The following is a 21573-nucleotide window of genomic DNA, read 5'->3' on the forward strand; positions in this document are numbered from 1 at the left end:
CGTCCCGGCTGTCACTGTCGATGTTATTCAAAACTGTTTGCCCCCCAGCAAGTGAACTACTTCCAGGCTGTCTGATGACCCCTTATGCGTTTCCGGTCCTGAGCCTAACGCACGATTCCCGTGTGACTTGGCTAACTTGGGGGCTGGATTCGCACAAGGTTTGAACAAGATTTGCGCAAGAAGCCCAATTTGCCCGATCGATACAGTTAGCTTTACTTTGATGGGTTGCTCATCGCCAAAATAATCCTCGCTGTTAAATGAATTATGGCAGTGGGCTGAAGTTTGTAATGAATTGGGGTCGATGTGTCTAACCTTGCCGCTGGCAGGCGCCTGTCTTGGGTTCGAGTATTCGTTGTTGCCGGGGTGATCGCCGGACTGGTGATCACCGGACTATACCTATGGAACTCCACGCGCGATTCCGCCCGGGCCGCCGAATCGGGTCGCTGGTATGGCTCCTATGTTGATGCGACCTCCACGCCGTTCTATCCCTTTGCCGACAACATCTCTGAGGGAGAACGCGTCATCCTGGGCTTTGCCGTGGCGGACCCCAATGATTCATGCGCGAATTCGTGGGGTGGCTACTATTCCATTGAAAGCGCCAACGCTACGTTTGATTTGGACCGTAAGGTTGCCCGGGTCCGGGAACTCGGCGGTGAGATAGTGATATCCACCGGTGGACTGAACAATGACGAATTGGCCACGGCCTGCACCGACGAGGAAAAGATCATCGCAGGCTACGAGTCGTTCCTGCAGCGATATGACTCCACCACACTGGATTTGGACGTCGAGGGAAACGACCTCGAGGATTCGACGGCCTCCTTGCGGCGCGCATCGGCAGTGGCGGCACTCCAAGACCGCGCGGATAAAAGCGGGAAGCCGGTGGAAGTTTGGGTCACCCTTCCCGTGGATACCCGTGGCCTGACCCAATCCGGACTGGGGGAGGTCAAACGCCTCCTCGAGGGCGGAGTCGATCTGGCCGGGGTGAACCTCATGACCATGAACTTTGGCCAGACGCGTGCCCCGGGCCAAAGCATGGCAGCGGCATCGGAGCAGGGCGCGCGTTCCGCTCACTCCCAAATCAAGGCGGTCTACGCTGACTTGGGGCAGGTTGTGGGGGATCATACGCTTTGGGCGAAAATTGGCCTCACTCCTATGATCGGACAGAACGATCTTATAGGCGAAGTCTTTACCCTTGATGATGCTGTGGCGTTGAAGGAATTTGCGGCCGCAAGCGGCATCGGACGGCTGTCAATGTGGTCGGCTAACCGGGACATGGATTGCGGCCCGAACTTTCCGAACCTCCAGCGCGTCTCGAACAACTGCAGCGGGACCGCCCAGGAGACAGGGGCCTTTGCCCGCTTGCTCTCGGCCGACATGACCTCCCAGGCAGCTTCCGCGCCGGAAAACCTGGCGCCCGTCGAGGCCCCCATGGAAACGGCCATCGTCGATGACCCTGCGAAAAGTCCCTACCCGGTGTGGAATGCCGAAGCGGCCTATGCAAAATCGGACCGTATCGTATGGCGGGGCAATGTCTATGAGGCAAAATGGTGGACCGAAGGGGACGCGCCGGATCTTCCGGTGTCAGATGTCAGGGCCTCCGCGTGGACGCTGGTTGGCCCGGTGCTTCCCGGGGACAAGCCGGAAGCACCAGTAGTGGTCCCTTCCGGCACCTACCCGGCCTGGTCGGCCGAGGAAGTCTATGAGAAGGGTGATCGGATCTTGTTCGATGGCCGCATCTTCGAGGCCAAATGGTGGAACCAAACCAGCAGCCCGGACGCTGCCGTTCAGGGTGCAGTTGACTCGCCGTGGTCCGGATTCAGCAACGAACAGGTGAAGGAAATTCTCAAGGAGGCCAAGACACCGTAGGGGCGCCGTGGCTGCCGTTGCCCCGGTCCTCTTCAGCTCTCGGTTGAGCGCTCAATCCGGTCAGCGTTGGCGCGTTCTCGGTTGGACTCCTCATGGCGGCCCAGGGCATCGAGAACTTGTGACCAGAGACGGTGTACCGAGGCATCTTCGGGCGCCCCGCCGTTGTAGGCATCGGCCAGCGCCTTTTCCAGTAAATTCGAGGCCTCTTCCAGCCTCCCGTTGGCGAAATACCAGCGAGCGCGGGTGCCGGCCAAGCCGAGCAGTTCGACCGCAGTGCCGCCTATGATGTCGTATGCCAGTTGGGCGCGCGCAATGCAGTCATCGGTCTGCTGGTTGGCGACTCCGGCCTGCAATTGCACGTCGGCGCTCGCATTATTGAACCTGGCCCACAGATGGATGTCGTTGATTTTCTGCAGTCGATCGGCCGCTCGTCCGTGGTATTCAAATCCCTCCGCAAGGTGCCCCTTCGCGAACGCGAGGTTGCCAAGTGTCCAGAAGCCCTGGCCAGCCAACTTGGTGTCGTCAACATGCCGCAAGGTAGTCGAAAGCCGGTTGTGCACGTCCCACGCTTCGTCGATGTTCTCTGCTTCCACCAAGCACGCAATGATGCCTTGGTAGGCCTCGGCGCGGGCATCGTATCTGTCTTCGACCTCTTCCATCACGGCCAAGGCTTCGCGCGCCGTGGCCACGGCGCGTTCGTGGTGCGATTGGTTTCGCAGTGCCGCTGCGCACAGGATGAGTACCTGGGCCTTGAAGACCGGATCGCTTTGCACCTTGGGCAGGTCCAGGATCGTCTCGGCGGATTCCAGCGCTGCAGCGTACGCTCCGGTGAGGATCTGGCACTTCCCCAGTTCGTACCGGAATTCCGACTCCTTGCCCGGATCTCCCATGGCCGCGTAGAGGTTCGCGCATTCCCTTGCAGCTTCCAGGACTTGTTGTTGGTCTCCTGAATTCCGGATTTGGCGAAGGCGTGCCTCCGCTTTGGCAGCGCGGGCTTCTAGAGAAGGGTTGGACATGCCCCCATTATGCGGCATGGGAAGATGGCCGGAAAATAGGGATCCGGGCAGGGAACTGGCCCACCAGGGTTTTACCTATCGCGATTTGCCAAAATTGGTTGCTGCAAAACCCTGCCCAATAACCGCAGGTGAGCACTAGAATATTCGATTGGGGCTGCCAGCGCCATGAGGGCGCCGGCACTCCGGGCAAGCCCCAGATCACTCGCCCGAATAATCATTGAGATGGAGAACAGATGAAGAAGATCCTGGGTTCGGCCCTGGCCGCATTGTTCCTGGCTGGCGCGGTCGTTGCCGGCGGGACCGCGAATGTCCCACAACAGGACAACGCATCGGTGCAAAGCATTGGCATCGTCAAGACCCTGGGCGGAAACAACAACTGGCCGCTGGGGGACGACACCAATACGTCCGGCACCAGCAAAACAGCCGGAAACAACAACTGGCCGCTCTAGGCTCCACTTTTGGATAAAGAACCATGATGTCGGTTCACCGCATGTTGGGCGGGCCGGCAGGATTGGCGACCTTTACTGGACACCGTTGCGTGGACGATGGCTTATGCCTCTGCAACATGATCGCAACACCCGGTCGGGTTTTCCCGGTCGGGTGTTGTGCTATCCCGTCCGGCGGGACGATTCGTTCAGTCTCGTTTACATGCAGGGCGCGGTGGACAACCGTCTTCGGAAAGCAGTCAAACCGACGAAACTCGTAGAATCCTAGCGTCGCGGGGGCGTTTGACACGGACATTGTGTCTCGTTGGTTCCTCGCATGGCACCGACAGCCCTGAGTTCAGTGCGGGCAGTGAATCGTTTTCATCGATTCGGGAACTACTTGATCACCCGGGAGCCCGCCATAATCACTCCCTTGGGACAAATCCCGACCGTGACAAGGAAGCATTGGAGCGCTGGAAATATGCGCCCGATGCAGTATGGCATTATCATGACCAATTGCCCGTAAAAATCATCCGGTGCACCATGCGGGTCCCGCTTACACGTCGCGGCATGGTCGATCCATGGATCCCCCAGGCACGACACAGGCCACAGATGGAAGCCCCCCCAATGACACATTCCAGCACGGACGGTTTTGTCCAGCGCCATTTCCACGCCCGTTCCCTGCGAGTTAGGGTGATGCTTTCCCAAGCACCGCTCAGCCTGACGGTGATTTTGATGGTGATCCATGCCGGTACCGTTTTCCCGCAGATCTTTGGCAATCCCATCTTTGTCACTGGATTGTGGATGCACGCCGCCATCTTGGTCCTCTGCATTGTGGTCCCATGGGACAGGCTGCCGCAGCAGGCATTCCTGGTCATTCCCTATCTGGATTTTGTGGCTGTTGGCTTTACCCGCGAAGGCAGCCTGCCTTACGCAACGTCGGCTGGATTGCTGATGCTGTTTCCTGTCTTTTGGCTCTCGGCCTCGGGTCTGGCACGCAAGACGGCAGTCCTCAGCAGCCTGCTGGGAACCTTGATGATCATCTGGACCCCGATTCTTCTTGGCGGCATCCCGGCAACGGCGGGGCAACTGAGCAAGCCCCTGCTCTTCCCGTTCATGATGGCCGGCTTTTCCCTCGCCGTGGTGAGCATGACCGCGAGCCTGGACCGACAGCGTCTGGTCGTCCTCGCCATGGATGCCCAACTGCGTGCCGCTCTGGATGTCAGCCGGCAGCGCGAACGTCTGCTGTCCACGGTCTTGGACACGATCCCTGTGGGCTTGGTTGTGGTGGATGGCGAAGGCCAAAACCAGTTGATGAATTCCACCCAGCAGGCCTTCCACAAACTCGGGGTTCCTGACCACGTTGAGGATCCCGCGGAGAAAGACCTGTTGCTGTTCGGAACGGACAAAGTGACGCCCCTGTCGGACGAGGATCGTCCCGTGCGCCGCGCCGTCCTGGGTGAGTCCTTCACCGACTGTCACATCTGGGTCGGTTCGGAGGACCGGGCCCGCGCCTTTTCCACCACTGCCCGCACCATGAAGGACTCCGACGGCAACTACGATGGCGCTGTCATTGCCTTCCACGACATCACGGACATGCTTGCGGCGCTGGCCGCCAAGGATGACTTCGTGGCCAGGGTCTCCCATGAATTCAGAACGCCGTTGTCTTCCATCTTGGGCTATGCAAGCCTCATCATGGACGAGAGCGAAGACCATCCCTCCGGGATAAACAGTTCCCTGGCTGTCATCGAAAGGAACGCCGAGCGCCTGCTGGGTCTTGTCAATGACCTGTTGGCCACCAAATCCATGGTGTTCCGTCCCGCTCCCACCGACTTTGCCCAACTAGTGGCGCACAGCTTGACGGCAGCAGCTCCGGCGGCCAGCACCAATGCGGTCACCTTGCACAATGCGGTCGAAGGTCCCATGCCAGTCGTCGGTGACGCCGGAAGAATCGGACAGTTGCTGGACAACCTTGTCTCAAACGCCATCAAGTACTCTCCCGACGGCGGCACCGTAACCGTGAGGGCCTGGATCGAAGGGGAGGACCTGTTGTGTACGATCCAGGACACGGGGATGGGCATGAACAGCGCCGAGCAGGCAGAAGCATTCACCAGGTTCTTCCGCGCCGACCTGGCACTGCAACAGGGCATTCCCGGTCTCGGCCTGGGCCTGCTGATCACCAAGTCCATCGTGGAAATGCACGGCGGGACCATTGATTTGCATAGCGTAGCGGGGGCGGGAACCACCATACGCTTCACCCTGCCGGATTCCGTAAACACGCACGGCGTTCTCCAATCCCGCTGAGGTTCCCACGCGTGCTATATCGCACGGGGGGACGGGTGAGCGCGCCTCGTGGAACCCCAAGCTGATGGGCTGCAACGCCATGGTCTTCGCGGGCGTGAGCGGGACAGCATTTACCGGAAGAGCGACTGCGGGCGTCCGAGGCGTTTTCCGTCGACCAGGAAATCGGTGCGCTCGTTGTAGAAACAGACCAGCCCGGCCAGTGCGGCGGACTCGGGCAACGGCTTAGCGTAGCTCCATGCCACGTTCTTTCCCCCGCTTGCAGGTGCCCAGTAGTTGGCGGTTCCCTTGTACGGGCACATGCTCATGGTCTTGGTGGCCACCAGCGCGTCCCACCTCACCTCCTCGGGCTTCACGTAGTAGCGAGGCGGAAGGGATCCCTCAAAGAGCATGACCGGGTGGGCGGATTCGGCCAGCACCATGCCATCGAGTTCCACCCGCACATGCCTGCTGGAGGGAACGATGTCGACCCGGTGGAACGGGTCGCGCGGATGGGCATGGATCTCCTGGTCTTCCTCGCGCCAGTCGAAGGCCCAAAAGTCCAGGAGCACGGCGCCGTCCAAGTCGGGATCCGCAAGGCGAAAGGCTGCGGCATCCGCTGCATGCCCGGACACCCGGACATCCAGTGCGGTGCCCTCCGCGGTGTGCAGGGCAAAGGCGTCATCGGGGGTTAGTACCTTCGCATCCTCCGGAACGCGGGAGACCTCGGCAGCGGATTCGGTGAGCTCGGCCAGGACGTCGGATTCGGGTACGGCGTAGATCGGCACAATGCGCCGGGGTTCCCAGACGAGCAGTGCGTGCGTGGTGTCCACGACGGGTTGGCCACCGAGCGTCGCACGGACCCTCTTGGCTGACGGTTCGTACCGCAAGGCGGAGAACGACTGTTTGAACAGGTGTGAAATTCGAGTGGCCACGGCGCCAGTATGCGCCCGGTCCGGGGCGCGGTCAATGAACGGATGCGTTGGCAGGCCAAGGCCATGGCAGAGGGATGTTCGGGTGACATCGCCTCCGCCAGGTCCGCCACGGACAGGGAACAGGCGGACCTGGGGGAATTGCGGCTCAGTGCCTGGCTCCGAGGACCAGCCCGTCGATGTCCTCGAGCGAAACGGGTCCATAGTCCCGTGAGTCGATTGATCGCTCCCGGTTGTCGCCCATGACGAAAACGGTCCCGTCGGGAACGTCGGTGCGTGGGTAGTAGGTCCCGTCGATGGTGGCCAGGTCCACGAACGGCTCGTCCACCGGGGACGAATCGACATACAGCACCGCGTCCTGGACCTCGATCTGTTGCCCCCCGACGGCAACGACCCGCTTGATCAGGGGAGTTCCGTCCACCGGGGAGGCGAAGACCACCAGATCACCCGGATGCACGCCCGAGAGCTCCGGCCCCGGCTTGAAGACAAACACCAGGCTGCCGGCCTTCACCGTGGGTTCCATGCTGTCCGACCGGACCGCCACCGGCTCCAGGATCCAGAGCCGGCAGGCCAGGGCCACCAACACAAACACTGCGGCGGCGATGGCGGTGAACCTGACCCGGCGCCGCCGGCGGGCGGCGGGCGCGCCGGGGCGGTCCGTGATGGCCACGCTCAGTCATCTCCGGTTTCGGTGTCGAACTGGCACGGTGCGGCAAGGATCGGGTCATTGACATCCTCATCCATTTCGCCCAGGCCCACCCGGAATTGGAACATCATGGAATGGTCCTCGTGCGGGAGGTTGTGGCAATGCACCATGTATCGGCCCATGTGCGGTCCGAATTTCATGATGACCTTGACCTTCTCGTTTTCTCCGATGTACACCACGTCCTTCGGGCCCCGTTCCCAGGCCGCGGGCGGCTTGCCGTTGCGGCTGAGGATCTGGAAGTCGATGAGGTGGATGTGGACCGGATGGAACCAGCCGCCGGACTTGTTCTCGATTTCCCAGATCTCCACGGAGCCCAGTTTGGGATCCGCGCTGGCGAGCTTGAAGTTGCTGGCGATGACGTCCTCCCAGGTCACTCCGTTGATGGTCCATGGTTCGACCCCGTCGTCGCGCTGCACCCGGAAGTAGCGCTTTTCCTCCGCATCATCCTTGGTCAGTCCCATCACGTGGCTGTCCGCCAGCGTGGTGGGAATGAAGTTCCACTTCGGATCGAGCTTCATCTCCGTTTCGCTCGGGGGTGCGACGACATCAAAGGCCATGATCTTGTTCGTGTTGTCATAGTCCCGGTTGTTCGCATTGGACAGGTTCCGCAATTGGATGCGCTGCCCCGGCTTGTACTTGCTGAAGTCGATCAGCACCTCGTATCGCTCGGCCATCCCGTGGCGCCAATACTTGACGGCCTGGCTCCGCGGCATCAATCCGCCGTCGGTGGCCACCACGTGCATGGGGTCCCCGGTGCTCAGCGTTGGCCGATATGAGCGTGAGATGGATGCGTTGAGCACGCGGAAGCGATACACCCGCGGTTGGACCTTCATCACCGGCCAGGGCCTGCCGTTGACCAGGATCACGTCGCCCCACAGACCGGAATGGTCCCGGTCGTCGTAGGCCAGGGCGCCGTTGGCGGCGAACATGGCGTCGCTTATGATCAACGGCACGTCGAAGGCGCCTTGGGGCAACAGCTCCCGCTCCGTCGCGTCGTGCATGATGTACAGCGCGGCGAGGCCCGAATAGACGTTCTGCGCCGTGAAGTGGACACCGTGGTCGTGGTACCAGAGCGAGCGCGCGGCCTGGGAATTGGGATAGTAGTAATCCTTGTAGAACCCCGGCAGCGTCACGTCGCTGGCGTAGCCGTCAAATTGCGGCAATGACGCCGAACCGTGCAGGTGCGTGGAGGTCGCCAGCAGGTGGCCGAACGTCGGGTGGTTCTTCGGCATGTGGTTGCGCATGTGCACCACCGCGCGGGTGCCTTGGTCCAGCTCGATGGTGGGGCCGGGAAAGATGCCGTTGTAGCCGAGGATATTGGTGCTCTGGCGCGGGAGGATCTGCGCGACAGCCTGGCGCATGCTGATCCGGTAATGGTTCACCTTGGCACCGTCGACTCCGGTGGAGACGGATGATGGATGCAGGACCGGAGGCCTGGTGAACGCGGCCGCGTACGGTTTGGGCATGTCACCGGCGCGCAGCTGGCTCGCGGACTTGGCGGAGACGGTGGATATCGGCACCGTCACCAGACCCGCACCGATGATCCCCAGGCCCCCAAGGCCGCCTAGTTGGATCAATTCCCTTCTGGAAATGGACATTGCAATTACCCCAAGTTTCTTACTGGTGTTTCGTGAAAGTCAGGCGGTCAACCGCCTGAATGGTGTTCCTTCCCCAGCGAAAGGCGGCCACCGTCAGGGCCTTCGAGCACCAAGGCAACAGCCTTGTCCGGCAGTTCGAAGACCATGGTGGCCCGCACGGATTCACCTTCTTGGACAAAGGCTGCATCCGGAGAGGACCACAGCGGGACCGGTTGGCCCGATCCGAGTCCGTCGACGATGAATCTTGCCGGATCCAGCCGGGTACCGGCAGGGTCCAGGGCCGTGAACTGCATTTCGACGCGCACCCGGTGGGAGCCTTCCTGTGCATCTTGCTGCAGGGCCGCCACGGGGGAGGGCGGTTGCCATCCGTCCACCTCCAACGGGACAATGCCCGTGATCATGGCGATGCCCCCTGGAATCTCCGCCGGTGCACCCAATTGCACACTGGGAGCGGTCTTGGCCGTGCTGAGCGAGTAGCCAAGTCCGATGGCGAGCAAGCACAACAACCCGAGGGGGATGACCATGAGGTAGCGACGTGTGGCCGTTGCCGGCCTCAGCGTTCGAACCGCAACAGTACCCATGTCCACACATTGTCCAAAGTAACCTTGGGAAAACCTTGAGCACCTAGTCAGAAGCGGGATCGGTGGCCACGCCGCAGCAATCCAGCGACATGCCCTTGCGCGCCCGGCGGCCAATGGTGCAGCAATCCACCCGGTCTCCGGCATCCACTCGGGCAGGCGCTCCGGCGGCCTGTTCCGCCGGTGCCTGCATTGCGCCGTCGGGGCGGATCGCCCGCCGAAAATGACAATGGCCGGCAACCCTAAACAAACGCGCCGCATGTTGGTAGGTTCGGGTGAACATCACGGATGCAACACTCCGGTCTTGGGGACCGCGAACGGGGGGGCTTGGGGCGGCATGGTCTATTGGGGATGCAGTGGCCAATGGGGTGCGGGAACATGAACGGGGCCAGTCACTATGCGCTTCTGGGGGTTCTCTCCTCGGCGCCGCTGGCCGTGATCAAGGCAGCCCACCGCGCCCAAATGCGCGAACACCATCCCGACGCTTCCACCGGCAACGAGGAACTGGCCAAGGCCCTGAACGAGGCGCTCCGGGTATTGCAGGATGAGAAGCTGCGTGCCGCCTACGACGCGACCCTCGGCCTGGGCGTGGGAACCGCCGGCGGGATCCGCGGGGACCGGGCGGAAGCCGACCTGGGGCAGGACGGGCAGCGAGTCCGGGATGCCGGGTCGCAGAACCGGGCGCGTTCCGCCGCGGCCGAGGCGATCCGCCGGGAGCGCGAACGCGACAAGGCCAGGGCCCGCCGCGAAGCCTGCGCCCGGGCCAACGCGCGCTGGTTTGCCCACCAGGATCCCGCGCACCTGGCGGGCCTGGACGTCTTCGCGCGCAGCGAGATCAGGCTCTCCTCCATGCGCTGGCACCAGCGGGACTACCCGCCACTGCGGATCCGCGAGCCCGGGCGGCGGGGGCCGGGATGGGGGCGGATCGGTGCGTGGCTGCTGCTGGCCATCGTGATGCTGCTGGCCTGCGTGCCGGCGGCGATCGTCGCGCGGGGGAACCGGGCACCGGCGGCAACCGTCCTGCTGCTGGTGCTCCTGGTTCCGGTGCCGGCGCTGCTGGGTGCCTGGGCACGGGCCGGCGGTCTCGCAGGACCCTGGCCGAGCGTTCCCTACGTCCTGTTCCTCGCCTACGCCGGCGGACTGCTGGTCCCCGCGCTCGCCGGAGGACCCAATGTCAACCCCGTTCCGCTGGGCTGGTTGTGCGCCTACCTGGTGGGCGTCGAAACCTTTCGGGCGACGACCGCCCCGCCACGGCGCCCCCGGGCCAAGAGGCTGTTGGATCCGGAACAGGTGCGCCAGCGCACGGGCTGGGAGTTCGGCCCGTCCCCGGACACCGCGGAACTACTCACCGGCCAGTTGCTGGCGCACCTGGACCGGCTGCCCGGGAGCCGCACGATCCACCCGCTGGCATTCCCCGGGGACCCGAACCGGCAGGTGGGCCACGGCGTGCTCTGCGGCAACCGCCTGGCCCTACTCGAATCCATCCACTGCCCCGGAGGCCAATACTTTTGGTGGCAGGGCAGGCTGCTGGCACAACGCCCCGGCCGAGACCCGGCGGACATCGGGAACCGGTTCCCGCTGGCCGTGGCCGGATACCGCAGGCTGTTTCCCGAACTCCAGGTGCGCGGCTGGACGGTGTTCCACGCCAGCGACGGGGCGGCCATGCTCACCAACAACCAGGCCGCCGGCCAGCTCCCGCGGCTGGCCACCGCCCAGATGGCCCTGCGGGAAGTGGGGGACTGGCTGGCCGCAGGGGAGCCGAGCGTGGTTGACCGGCAGGCCCTCTCGGCCCTGGTGCTTGGCTTCGGCAGGGGCGAACGCCTGCTCCCGTAGTCCCGCCGCCTCCCGGCCCGCCGGGCACCGCGCCAATTGGGGTAGAGCCCACCGGTGACGCGGCGGTGCCCCGGGCCTATCATGGGAAAGACCCCCCCATGGGTACGCCAGGCCGCGAAGAAGCGGGCGGTGTGCGCCCCCATACGTCGCAAGGAGTCAGCGATGAGCGACACCGAGCAGTCCATCAGCCGCTACACCACGGGGAACCTGCGCGAGCGGCTGCATGCCGCACTGCGGGACTCGGGGCTGGAACCGGAGGTCCTGCAACCGGAGGAGCTCGGCGAAGCCGACCACCTGCACACCGGCGGCAGGGCCGCCACCGCGGCGGTGGCACAGGCGGCGGGCATCGGGCTGGGAACCCGGGTACTGGATGTGGGCAGCGGCATCGGCGGCCCCGCGCGCTACTTTGCGCACCTGGGTGCGGTGGTCACCGGCGTGGACGTCACCGAGGAATTCGTCGTCCTGGCCAGGGAGCTTGACGCCGCCTGCGCCATGGCCGGCTCCATCACCATGCTGGTTGCCCCGGGACACAAGACGGGCCTGCCCGTGGGCTCCTTCGACGCGGCAACCATGCTGCACGTGGGCATGAACGTGGCCGACAAGCCGGCGGTGTTCGCCGAGGTGCACCGCTTGCTGCGTCCCGGGGGAGTGTTCGGGGTCTACGACCTGATGGGCACCAACACCGTTGGCTACCCCATGCCGTGGGCCGACGCCGCATCGGCGTCCTATGTGGAAACCGAGGAGGGCTACCTCGACCACCTCCGCGCGGCCGGGTTCATCATCACCGAAAACACCGACCGCAGCGCCGCGGTGCTCAAGCACATGGCCGATGCCGACGCAGCCTCCAGGCGTTCCCCCTCGCCCCTGGCCGCCCCCATCCTGCTGGGCGCGGACCCGGCGGACAGGATGGGAAACCTGGTGGCGGCAGTAAAGTCCGGCGCCCTGGTGCCCCGGTTGATGGTTGCCGTGCGCCACGTCTAGGTGCCGAATCCGCAGCGGAGGTGCTGCTTTCCGCGCGGGCCGCGGTGCCGGGGTCCTGTCCACCCCACGTAGAATGTTTCACTGGCGCTGCCCACTGCGGCGTGCGGGAGAAACCCGCGCCTGCACGCACACGCAACACATAAGGAGCACACCGTGGCCCAACCGAAGAACCTGAAGAAGCTTGTCCGCACCCGCATGGACCGCACCGGTGAAAGCTACACCACCGCCCGCAAGGCGATCCTCGCCGCCAAGCCCACCCGCCCGGCCAGCGCCCAGGACGCCGCCGCCGCGGCCGCTGCAGCCGAGGAAGCGGAGCTGCCCGAGTACCCTGCCCCGGAAAACGTCGTCCAGTACGATGCGGGGCTCTGGCACCGCGTGCTCACCCAGGCCGGGGTCACCCACCCGCTCACCGGCGAGCCGATGAGCGAGGCGCTGCTGGCCGGGCTGGCCGGCGGCATCGGCTTCATGGCCTTCACCTTCGTCTACGAGGAAGTCACCACCGCCACCGTGGTAACCCGGGCGCATCCGGAGCCGTACACCGCCAACCTGCTGGCCCGCTGCGGGGCCGTGCTCAGCGAGCGAACCACCGGCAGCGCCCGGCTGGCCGCCGACTACCTGGACGCCGGGCTGGATGCCGGCCGCGCCGTGGTGGTGCGCGCCTCCGTTGCCGCCCTGCCCTGGATCGACGCCGACGTGGTGGAGGACTCCGACTCCATCGACCTGGTGGTCGTCGGCGAACACGGCGATGACCTGCTCATCGACGACGGCTCCGGCTCGCTGACCCCCATCAGTCCCGAAGACCTGGCCGTGGCCCGGTCCCGCCGCAAGAAGGACAAGCACTGGCAGGCCTGGGTGCCCGAGAGCACCGGCCCGGACGCCGCCACCCTGGCCGCCAATGTGCGCGAGGCCATTGCGCAAACCACCGGGCGCCTGCTGGGCACCAGCGAGCTGGAGGGAATCCCCGCGCACTTCGCCAAGAACTTCGGCGTGGCCGGGATGAACAACTGGGCGCAGAAGCTGCGCGACACCACCACCGCCAAGGGCTGGACGCGGATCTTCGAGGAGCCCGTCCGCCTGGAATCCGGGCTGTCCCAGGTCCTGGGCTTCCTCACCGACACCCGCTTTGGCGGACTCGGCGCGCTGCGCGGCCAGTACGCGGACTTCCTCACCGAGGCCGCCACGCTGCCCGGGCTCGCGCCGCTGGCCGCCCACGCTGCCGACTACGCGCACCTGGCCCAGGACTGGATCGTGTTCACCGACCTCATCGACCCGTCCATCGATCCCGCGGAGCGCTCGGGGCACTTCGCGACCCTGGCCGACCAGCTCGAGGTCATTGCCGCGGCAGAGGAACGCGCGGCCACCGCGCTGGCCACCACGCTGGGCACCCTGGGCCACTGAGGCGCACTCCCAGGACGGCGTCGCCCCCCCATCGGGGCACGTCACGCGGGCGGGGTCCGGGTGAGGCGGGAGCCGGCCCCCGCCGGCGGGCTGATAGGGTGGTGCGGTGACTTACGAGATTGAAATCGGGCGCTCCAAGCGCGCAGCCCAGGCGTACTCCCTTGACGATGTGGCGATTGTTCCCAACCGCCGCACCCGCGACCCGCAGGATGTCTCGGTGACCTGGCAGATCGACGCCTACAAATTCGAGACCCCGATCCTGGGTGCGCCCATGGACTCGGTGATGAGCCCCGCCACCGCCATCGCGCTGGGCAAGCTCGGCGGCCTGGGCGTGCTGAACCTCGAGGGGCTGTGGACCCGCTACGAGGATCCGGCCAAGGTGCTCGAGGAGATCGCCGCCCTTCAGTCCGCCAACGGCGGGCACTTCGACCCGGCCATCACCGCACGCCTGCAGGAGCTGTACGCAGCCCCCATCCAGCCCGAGCTGATCACCGCGCGCCTGGCGGAAATCCGCGACGCCGGGGTGACGGTGGCCGGCTCGCTGACCCCGCAGCGCACCCAGGAACACTACAAGACCGTCGTGGCCGCGGGCGTTGACGTGTTCGTCATCCGCGGCACCACCGTCTCGGCCGAGCACGTGTCCAAGAACCAGGAACCGCTGAACCTCAAGCAGTTCATCTACGAGCTCGACGTCCCGGTCATCGTCGGCGGAGCCGCCGGCTACACCCCGGCACTGCACCTGATGCGCACCGGCGCCGCCGGCGTGCTGGTGGGCTTTGGCGGAGGCGCCTCGGGCACCACCCGCCGCGCACTGGGCATCCACGCGCCGATGGCCACCGCCATCTCCGACGTCGCCGAGGCCCGCCGCGACTACCTGGACGAGTCCGGTGGACGCTACGTGCACGTGATCGCCGACGGCGGCCTGGGCACCAGCGGCGACATCGTCAAGGCCATCGCCATGGGCGCCGACGCCGTGATGCTCGGCACCGCCCTGGCCCGCGCGCAGGAAGCCCCGGGAGCCGGCTGGCACTGGGGAATGGAAGCCGCGCACGAGGACAGCCCGCGCGGAGACCGGGTCAAGGTCGGCACCGTTGGACCCATGGAGACGGTGCTCTTCGGCCCCTCGAGCCACACCAACGGCACCTCGAACATTGTCGGTGCGCTGCGCCGCTCGATGGCCACCACCGGGTATTCGGACCTCAAGGAATTCCAGCGCGTCGACATGGTGGTTTCCCCCTACGAGGCCGACTAGCGACACCGGCGATCCGCAACAGGCGCCAACCGCGCCAACGACGGCCGGGCACGATCCGCCGCTTCCACCAGGAAAGCGGGCGATCCGCGCCCGGTCGTTTCGCATCTGCCTGCGACCCCTGCCTGCGCCCTGCCCGCGACCCCTGCCGCAATCCCCGCCGCAATCCCCGCCGGGCATGCCTGACGGCTGCCCCCGTGTACGCTACAAATCCAGGGCACAGCGCCGGTTGCGCAGCCCCCTTCCCGCCCGTTGACCGCCACCTTCGAATCGATCCCCATGACTTCAACCCAGCCGACGCCGGAAGACGAGGCAACCCCCGAGCTGACCACCGGCGCCATGGTGGTCCTTGAACTGGCCACCCCCACCCGCGACGAGGCGGTTGCGGTCCTGGCCGAGCGGCTCCTTGCGGCCCGCCGGATCGCGGACCTGCCCGGCTTCCTCTCCGATGTCCACCGCCACGAGCACCAGCTGGCCACCGGCCTTCCCGGCGGCATCGGCCTGGCCCACGCCCGCAGTTCCTTCGTGGCGGCGCCCAGCATCTGCGTGGGCGTCATGGCCTACGGCCACGGCCTGGACTTCGGCGCCAAGGACGGAGCGGCGCACGTGGTGCTGCTGCTGGCCACCCCCGCGTCCAGCTATTCCGGGCACCTGTCGATGCTCGCCGCGCTGGCCCGCTCGCTGGCCAAGGAGTCGTTCCGCGAGTCCCTGCGCCGCGCCAACGACCCCGGGGTCATCGCCGAGCTGATCAACTCCACCGTCGACTTCTCCACCGTCTGATATGTCACGCGCGGTGTAATCCGCGCCACGTCGGCATCCCGCGATCCCTCCTTGGCCGGGCACCACCGAACCCCCGGTCGCCAGCGGAAACGCGCCGCCGGGCACCTCCCGCGGGCCGGTCGGCGCCGCCGGGAACGAGCGGTGCGCGCCAGGGGTTCCATTGGCTCTTCCACGTCGAATCGAAGTACGGTGGTACTGTGCTGAAAACTGCCCTTAAACCCCGTTGGATCCTGGCCTTGGTTGGCGCCCTCGTTGTTGCCACCGGCTTTGTCCTGCTGAGTCAATGGCAGTTCAACCGCTCGCAGACCGAGGCCCCGCCCCCGGTGACCACCACCGAACGCGTCGTTCCGCTCACCGGCCACCTGAAGCCCGCCACCGACCTGATGGCCCGCGAGGCAGACCAGATGGTCTCCGCCTCCGGCAGCTTCCTGCCCGGCACGCAGGTCCTGGTGAAGAACCGCATCGAGGATTCGCGCACCGGCTACTGGGTCGTCGCGGCCTTCAAGGTCGACGGAGCGCCGGCGGGCAACACCATCCCGGTGGTGCGCGGTTGGCAGCCCGACGACGCAACCCCCGCCGCCGCCCCGACAGGGACGCTGGAGATCACCGGCCGGCTGCTGCCCACCGAGGCGCCCATCGCCGAGGACGCGCGCGACGGCATCTTCCCCTCGCTGTCGGTGGCCCAGCTGATCAACGTCTGGGACGTGCCCTCCTACAGCGGCTTCGTCGTCGCCTCGACGGTGGCCGGGCCCGACGGCACCGACCTCTCCGCCGCCGCGACCGGCTTGGTCCAGGTCGACGTGGGCCCGCAGCCCCAGGAGCGCCAGATCAACTGGCTGAACATCTTCTACGGCATCGAGTGGGTGGTCTTCGCCGGCTTCGCGGTGTTCCTCTGGTACCGGCTGGTGGCCGACGACTACCGCCGCCAGCGGGAGGACATCGCCGATGCCGCCGCGCTTGCCGCGGGCCTGGACCCGGCGATCGTCTACCAGCGCCAGCTCGACCATGAGAACCCGGCGACGGCCTCCCCGGACCACGTCTCTCCGGAACATGTCGCCCCGGGCACTGCCTCCCCGGAGTCCACGTCCGAGAACCTCGCGTCAGCAAACCCCGCCCCCCAGAACCGCGAATCCCCAACCAGCGCTTCCCAACACAAGGACCAGTCGTGACCGAAGAAAACTCCGCCCCCAAGGTGCGCCGCTTTGCCGGCACCCCCTCCCAGATCCGCGGCGCCGCCACCTTCTACAAGGTGCTGGCCTACGCCACCGGCGTGATGCTGCTGCTGCTCTGCGCCGAAATGATCGTGAAGTACTTCTGGCACCTGGAGCTGTTCATCGGCGGCACCCTGCTCGACGGCGGCTCCAACGCCGTGGGCCTGGTCAACCGGGCCGACATCGCCGGCGGCGTCAATGTCTCGCTGGCCATCCTGATCATCCACGGCTGGATGTACGTCGTCTACTTGCTGGCCGACTTCCGCCTGTGGTCGCTGATGCGCTGGCCCTTCAGCCGCTTCATCACCATCGCCCTGGGCGGCGTCGTGCCGTTGCTCTCCTTCTTCATGGAGAAGAAGGTCCACGGCGAGGTGGAGACCGAGCTGGCCTCCCACCCGCAGGCCGCCAAGCGCTACTAAACCACGCGGCGCTGCGCCCAGCAGCACCCCCGCCGGCGCCAACCCGCCGGCGCCAACCCGCCGGCACGCCACCGCCAGAGGCGGTCTTTGCATGCGCAGCAGCGCATCCGCAAGGCCGCCCCTCGCGCATTCCCCACCCGTCCTCGTCGCCGACATCCATCAACCTCGGCGCCAGCAGGCCCGCCCACGTCGCCGTAATCCACTTCCCCGCACATTTGTCGGTGCCGGCAGCGGTCCGGGTCGTGGGTGGCGCACACTCTAGGGCATGAGGACTTCCGCCGCACCGATCCCCCCGAGGGGGCACGAGGGCACCAACATCGCGGTCAGCGACCTGGCCACCGCGGTGCTGGCGCTTCGGGCCGCCGCGCAAAGGGCCGGCGGGATGGGGCTCGACGCGGCCTCCAGCGCCATGGTGCTGGGCCTTCTCGAGCACGGCCGGCGCACCATCGGCTACGCCCTGCTTCAGGCGACGTTCCAGGCCGACGCGACCGGCATCCACCGGCTGGACCCGGAAACCGCCACGGCCATCGACGACCTGGCCGCCGATCCCCGGACCCTGGCCGACGGCAGCGCAGCGGCCCCGCCGGAGCGCTTCGTCCCCGGCATGGCCGTGCACCGCAACACCGCCGAGTACCTGCAGGCGCACCTGCACATCTCCGCGACCGAGGCCCGCAGTCGGCTGACCGGCGCCCGGCTGCTCATCGCCCCTGCCCCGGCATCGCCGATTCCCGCCGACGGGGACGAAGCCGCGCAACCCGGGCAGTCCGGCACCGGCACCGCGGGCGCGGCGCCGAGCTTCCCGGTGCTGGCCGGCACCGCGGCCGACGGCAGCGCGGACGTGGGGACCGTAGCCCAGCTGGCCGGCCGCCTCGAGTCACTGCGGCCGCGCATTGCCGCCCGACCCGACGCGGCGAACCTGAGCACCGCCATCGAGGAATCCCTGGCCCACGAGGCACGCACCGCACCTCCGCGCAGCTGCCACAAGGCGCTGTCGGACTGGACGGCCTACCTCCAGGAGAACGGCGCGCCGATCACCGACGAGGAGATCCGCGCCAAGCGCGGCATGGTCTATCGCGGTTTTCGCGAGGGCTGCGACGAGTACCTGTTGCGCTGCGACCCCATCGACTCCGAAACCCTCCTCGCCTTCGCCGAGGCCTGGAGCAACCCGCGCTCCGACAGGGTCCCGCCCGCCTCCGCTTCCACCGCCGGACCCCCTTCGGGTCCGGGCACAGCGTCCTCGGCCCCTTCGGTCCCCGCTCCGGCCCCGGAAAACGGACAGGGCTCACCGGCCTCCGGCAACAGCAAGGCCACCTCGGTCACCGGAGCCCCCGGAACCGCTGGCCTCCCGGCCCCGGAATGGGCCCTGGCCCCGGGCATCGACCCGGCCCTGGCGCCCCTGAGCGAACTGGCCTGCGGCGCGCCTGCTGCCGTCACCCCCGGGGCCTCGTCTTCGGAGGCGGCTCGCCGCACCTCCCCGCAGCTGCTGCTCGACGCCGTCCTCGCCGCGGTCTCCGGGGCCCTCTCAGGCTCCGCACCCCTGCAAAGCGGCGGGATGCCGGTGAAGATCGGTGTGCTGATCGGCTACCGCGCCCTGCTGGGCCAGTGCGAGGACGCAGGGATCACCGCCCACGGCCGCCCGATCTCCGCCGCCAACATCCGCCGCCTCGCCTGCAACGGCGACATTCTCCCCGCGGTGCTCGGCACCGACGGGGAGATCCTGGACCTGGGACGGGAGGCGCGCAGCTTCTCCCCGGCGCAGCGCAAGGCCATCGCCCTCCGCGACCGCGGCTGCGTCATCCCCGGCTGCCACCGTCCGGCCTCCACCTCCGAGGTCCACCACGTGGTGCCCTGGATGGAAGGCGGCCCGACCAGCGTCGACAACGGCGCAAGCCTGTGCCAACACCACCACCTCATGGTGCATGCCGGACTCATCACCCTGAAGATGATCAACGGGATTCCCTATGTCATCGCCCACGCCGGCCAACCCCGCGGCGACCCGGAACGAAACCTCTTCTGGCACCCGGAGCTGCGCACCGCCGGCTACACCCCGCCGCTGTTCTCCGACTGAGTTCTTCCCGACGGATCCACCCGCGGCAAATCCCCGCGGCAACGCCTGCCGCAAATCCGCGTCGCAACCTCCGCCGCAACCTCCGCGGCAAGCCCATCGACCCACGGGCCGATGGGCCGCGGAAAGGCTCCAAAGTGCCAACATGACGCGGCCGGGGCCACGCCCAAAGTAGTTTGCGTCACCCTCGGCCACTTCAAGATGCAAGCGGGCTCCCCGGGCGGCTAAGCTTAGGCGCGTGACCAACACACCCAGCACCCCAGAGCACCAGCCGGTTCTGGTCGTCGATTACGGGGCCCAGTACGCACAGCTGATTGCTCGGCGTGTACGCGAAGCCAACGTGTATTCGGAGATCGTCCCGCATACCTTCACCACCGAACAGATTCTCGCCAAGAACCCGGCGGCAATCATCCTCTCCGGAGGCCCCTCGAGCGTATACGCCGACGGTGCCCCGAGTGTCGGTGCCGACCTTTTTGAGGCAGGTGTGCCGGTCCTGGGCATCTGCTACGGCTTCCAGGCCATGGCCAACGCCCTCGGCGGCGTTGTCGCCGAGACCGGCTTGCGCGAATACGGTGCAACCGACGCCAGCTCCAGCGGAGCCGCACGCTCCATCCTGGCCGGCATCCCGGAAAACCAGAACGTCTGGATGAGCCACGGCGACTCTGTCTCCAAGGCCCCCGAGGGCTTCGAAGTCCTGGCCACCACGGCCGGCGCCCCCGTTGCCGCCTTCGCCAACGAGGCCAAGCGCCTCTACGGCGTGCAGTGGCACCCGGAGGTCAAGCACTCGGCCCACGGCCAGCAGGTGCTGGAGAACTTCCTGTACCACGGTGCCGGCCTTGACGGCTCGTGGACCGCTGCCAACATCCTGGACGAGCAGGTCGAAAAGATCCGCGCCCAGGTCGGCGACGGCCGGGCCATCTGCGGCCTGTCCGGCGGCGTTGACTCCGCCGTGGCCGCCGCACTGGTGCAGCGCGCCATCGGCGACCAGCTCACCTGCGTGTTCGTGAACCACGGACTGCTGCGCGAAGGCGAAGCCGAACAGGTCGAAATGGACTTCGTCGCCGCGACCGGTGCGAAGCTCTACATCGCCGACGAGCGCGAACGCTTCCTGACCGCCCTGGACGGCGTGACGGATCCGGAAACCAAGCGCAAGATCATCGGCCGCGAATTCATCCGCGCGTTCGAGGCAGCGGAAACCGCAATCCTCGCCGAGGCTGCCGACTCCGGCCAGCCGGTGAAGTTCCTGGTGCAGGGAACCCTGTACCCGGACGTCGTGGAATCAGGCGGCGGCGAAGGTGCCTCCAACATCAAGAGCCACCACAACGTGGGCGGGCTTCCCGAGGACCTGGACTTCGAGCTGGTCGAGCCGCTGCGCGCGCTCTTCAAGGACGAGGTCCGTGCCGTGGGCAAGCAGCTTGGCCTGCCGGCCGAGATCGTCATGCGCCAGCCGTTCCCCGGCCCGGGCCTGGGCATCCGCATCATCGGTGCGGTCAACGAGGAGCGCCTGGAACTGCTGCGCAAGGCCGACGCGATTGCCCGCGCCGAGCTCACCGCCGCCGGACTGGACGAGGAAGTCTGGCAGATGCCCGTCGTCCTGCTGGCCGACGTGCGCTCCGTGGGTGTGCAGGGCGACGGCCGCACCTACGGCCACCCGATCGTGCTGCGCCCGGTGTCCTCCGAGGACGCCATGACCGCAGACTGGTCGCGACTGCCCTACGACCTGCTGGCCCGGATCTCCAACCGGATCACCAACGAGGTCGACGGGGTCAACCGCGTAGTGCTGGACGTGACGTCCAAGCCACCGGGAACCATCGAATGGGAGTAAGCCCGACGGCGTAGACGCGCCGGCGGCAAAGTTCAGGGGGGAGCCTACGCGGGCTTCCCCCTGAACTGTTTACACGCGGAACTGTTTTCACGCGGAACTGTTCACGCGGAACTGTTTACACGCAGAACTGTTCACGCGGAACTGTTTTCCAAGGGGGGTATGCCGTCCGCGGCCCCCGGGATTCCGTCGGCGCACGGCCCTGCCGCCGCGGTCGCCGCGCACCGGCTGTTCAACCAGCGGACGCGCGGGGTTAACCCCGCCGGCGGCCCGGCGCGGCGCAATGTGGCCCCGCGGCCGAATAGACCGGCGCCGAACGTGTTTTGGTTCGTCATCGCGCGCCCGTTTTGGACTAGGTTGGTAAGGGCTGAATGTATCCACGTGGCAACTCGCCGCGCGGGTGCGGCAGCATTC

Annotated in this window: 17 protein-coding genes; 12 read left to right on the forward strand and 5 right to left on the reverse strand. The window is 66.4% G+C overall.

All coding sequences use genetic code 11. The features are described from left to right. Positions 1–363 precede the first annotated feature (363 nt). Entirely contained in the window at positions 364–1866 is a 1503-nt protein-coding gene (locus Q2T94_RS15200) for a chitinase (RefSeq protein WP_302265462.1), read from the forward strand. Between the two features lie 32 nt (positions 1867–1898). On the opposite strand, the gene Q2T94_RS15205 is transcribed toward Q2T94_RS15200, so the two are convergent. Next, complete coding sequence (locus tag Q2T94_RS15205; RefSeq protein ID WP_302265464.1) at positions 1899–2882, reverse strand: ATP-binding protein; 984 nt, start codon at positions 2880–2882, stop codon at positions 1899–1901. Between the two features lie 233 nt (positions 2883–3115). On the opposite strand from Q2T94_RS15205, the gene Q2T94_RS15210 reads away from it, so the two are divergent. Next, positions 3116–3331 carry a hypothetical protein gene (locus tag Q2T94_RS15210; protein ID WP_302265466.1) on the forward strand — a complete coding sequence of 72 codons (216 nt, stop codon included), beginning with the start codon at positions 3116–3118 and terminating at the stop codon, positions 3329–3331. 279 nt (positions 3332–3610) lie between these two features. Then, entirely contained in the window at positions 3611–5611 is a 2001-nt protein-coding gene (locus Q2T94_RS15215) for a sensor histidine kinase (protein ID WP_302265469.1), read from the forward strand. Positions 5612–5721: 110 nt separating this feature from the next. Here the strand turns inward: Q2T94_RS15215 and Q2T94_RS15220 are convergent, their stop codons facing one another. The 4 genes from Q2T94_RS15220 to Q2T94_RS15235 form a co-directional block, all read right to left on the reverse strand. Further along, the gene (locus Q2T94_RS15220; protein WP_302265471.1) at positions 5722–6522 is read right to left on the reverse strand and encodes a DUF427 domain-containing protein; all 801 of its coding nucleotides are present in this window, start codon (positions 6520–6522) and stop codon (positions 5722–5724) included. 145 nt (positions 6523–6667) lie between these two features. Beyond that, on the reverse strand, positions 6668–7189 hold the full coding sequence (gene lepB, locus Q2T94_RS15225; protein ID WP_264270884.1) for a signal peptidase I: 522 nt from the start codon (positions 7187–7189) through the stop codon (positions 6668–6670). A 2-nt stretch (positions 7190–7191) separates the two neighbouring features. Then, positions 7192–8823 carry a multicopper oxidase family protein gene (locus Q2T94_RS15230; RefSeq protein ID WP_302265474.1) on the reverse strand — a complete coding sequence of 544 codons (1632 nt, stop codon included), beginning with the start codon at positions 8821–8823 and terminating at the stop codon, positions 7192–7194. A gap of 47 nt (positions 8824–8870) precedes the next feature. Continuing rightward, complete coding sequence (locus Q2T94_RS15235; protein WP_302265477.1) at positions 8871–9404, reverse strand: hypothetical protein; 534 nt, start codon at positions 9402–9404, stop codon at positions 8871–8873. A 375-nt stretch (positions 9405–9779) separates the two neighbouring features. Here Q2T94_RS15235 and Q2T94_RS15240 point away from each other — a divergent pair, with 375 nt between their 5' ends. The 9 genes from Q2T94_RS15240 (at position 9780) to guaA (ending at position 21162) form a co-directional block, all read left to right on the forward strand. After that, positions 9780–11234 carry a J domain-containing protein gene (locus tag Q2T94_RS15240; RefSeq protein ID WP_302265480.1) on the forward strand — a complete coding sequence of 485 codons (1455 nt, stop codon included), beginning with the start codon at positions 9780–9782 and terminating at the stop codon, positions 11232–11234. A gap of 162 nt (positions 11235–11396) precedes the next feature. Beyond that, entirely contained in the window at positions 11397–12215 is an 819-nt protein-coding gene (locus tag Q2T94_RS15245; RefSeq protein WP_302265483.1) for a class I SAM-dependent methyltransferase, read from the forward strand. A gap of 153 nt (positions 12216–12368) precedes the next feature. After that, the gene (locus Q2T94_RS15250; protein ID WP_302265486.1) at positions 12369–13613 is read left to right on the forward strand and encodes a BtrH N-terminal domain-containing protein; all 1245 of its coding nucleotides are present in this window, start codon (positions 12369–12371) and stop codon (positions 13611–13613) included. Positions 13614–13719: 106 nt separating this feature from the next. Next, positions 13720–14865 (forward strand): GuaB3 family IMP dehydrogenase-related protein, encoded by a 1146-nt coding sequence (locus Q2T94_RS15255; protein ID WP_264270890.1) that lies wholly within the window; start codon positions 13720–13722, stop codon positions 14863–14865. A 276-nt stretch (positions 14866–15141) separates the two neighbouring features. Next, positions 15142–15642 carry a PTS sugar transporter subunit IIA gene (locus Q2T94_RS15260; protein ID WP_302265489.1) on the forward strand — a complete coding sequence of 167 codons (501 nt, stop codon included), beginning with the start codon at positions 15142–15144 and terminating at the stop codon, positions 15640–15642. A gap of 236 nt (positions 15643–15878) precedes the next feature. Then, entirely contained in the window at positions 15879–16811 is a 933-nt protein-coding gene (locus Q2T94_RS15265) for an SURF1 family protein (RefSeq protein WP_302265492.1), read from the forward strand. Continuing rightward, the gene (locus tag Q2T94_RS15270; protein WP_264270893.1) at positions 16808–17272 is read left to right on the forward strand and encodes a DUF3817 domain-containing protein; all 465 of its coding nucleotides are present in this window, start codon (positions 16808–16810) and stop codon (positions 17270–17272) included. Before Q2T94_RS15265 ends, Q2T94_RS15270 begins: the two co-directional genes overlap by 4 nt. A gap of 265 nt (positions 17273–17537) precedes the next feature. Next, positions 17538–19340, forward strand: coding sequence for an HNH endonuclease signature motif containing protein (locus tag Q2T94_RS15275; protein WP_302265495.1), 1803 nt, complete (start codon positions 17538–17540; stop codon positions 19338–19340). Between the two features lie 235 nt (positions 19341–19575). Continuing rightward, positions 19576–21162 carry a glutamine-hydrolyzing GMP synthase gene (gene guaA, locus Q2T94_RS15280; protein WP_264270895.1) on the forward strand — a complete coding sequence of 529 codons (1587 nt, stop codon included), beginning with the start codon at positions 19576–19578 and terminating at the stop codon, positions 21160–21162. Positions 21163–21573 lie beyond the last annotated feature (411 nt).

Source organism: Paeniglutamicibacter sulfureus, assembly GCF_030512175.1.
Taxonomy (GTDB): Bacteria; Actinomycetota; Actinomycetes; order Actinomycetales; family Micrococcaceae; genus Paeniglutamicibacter; species Paeniglutamicibacter sulfureus.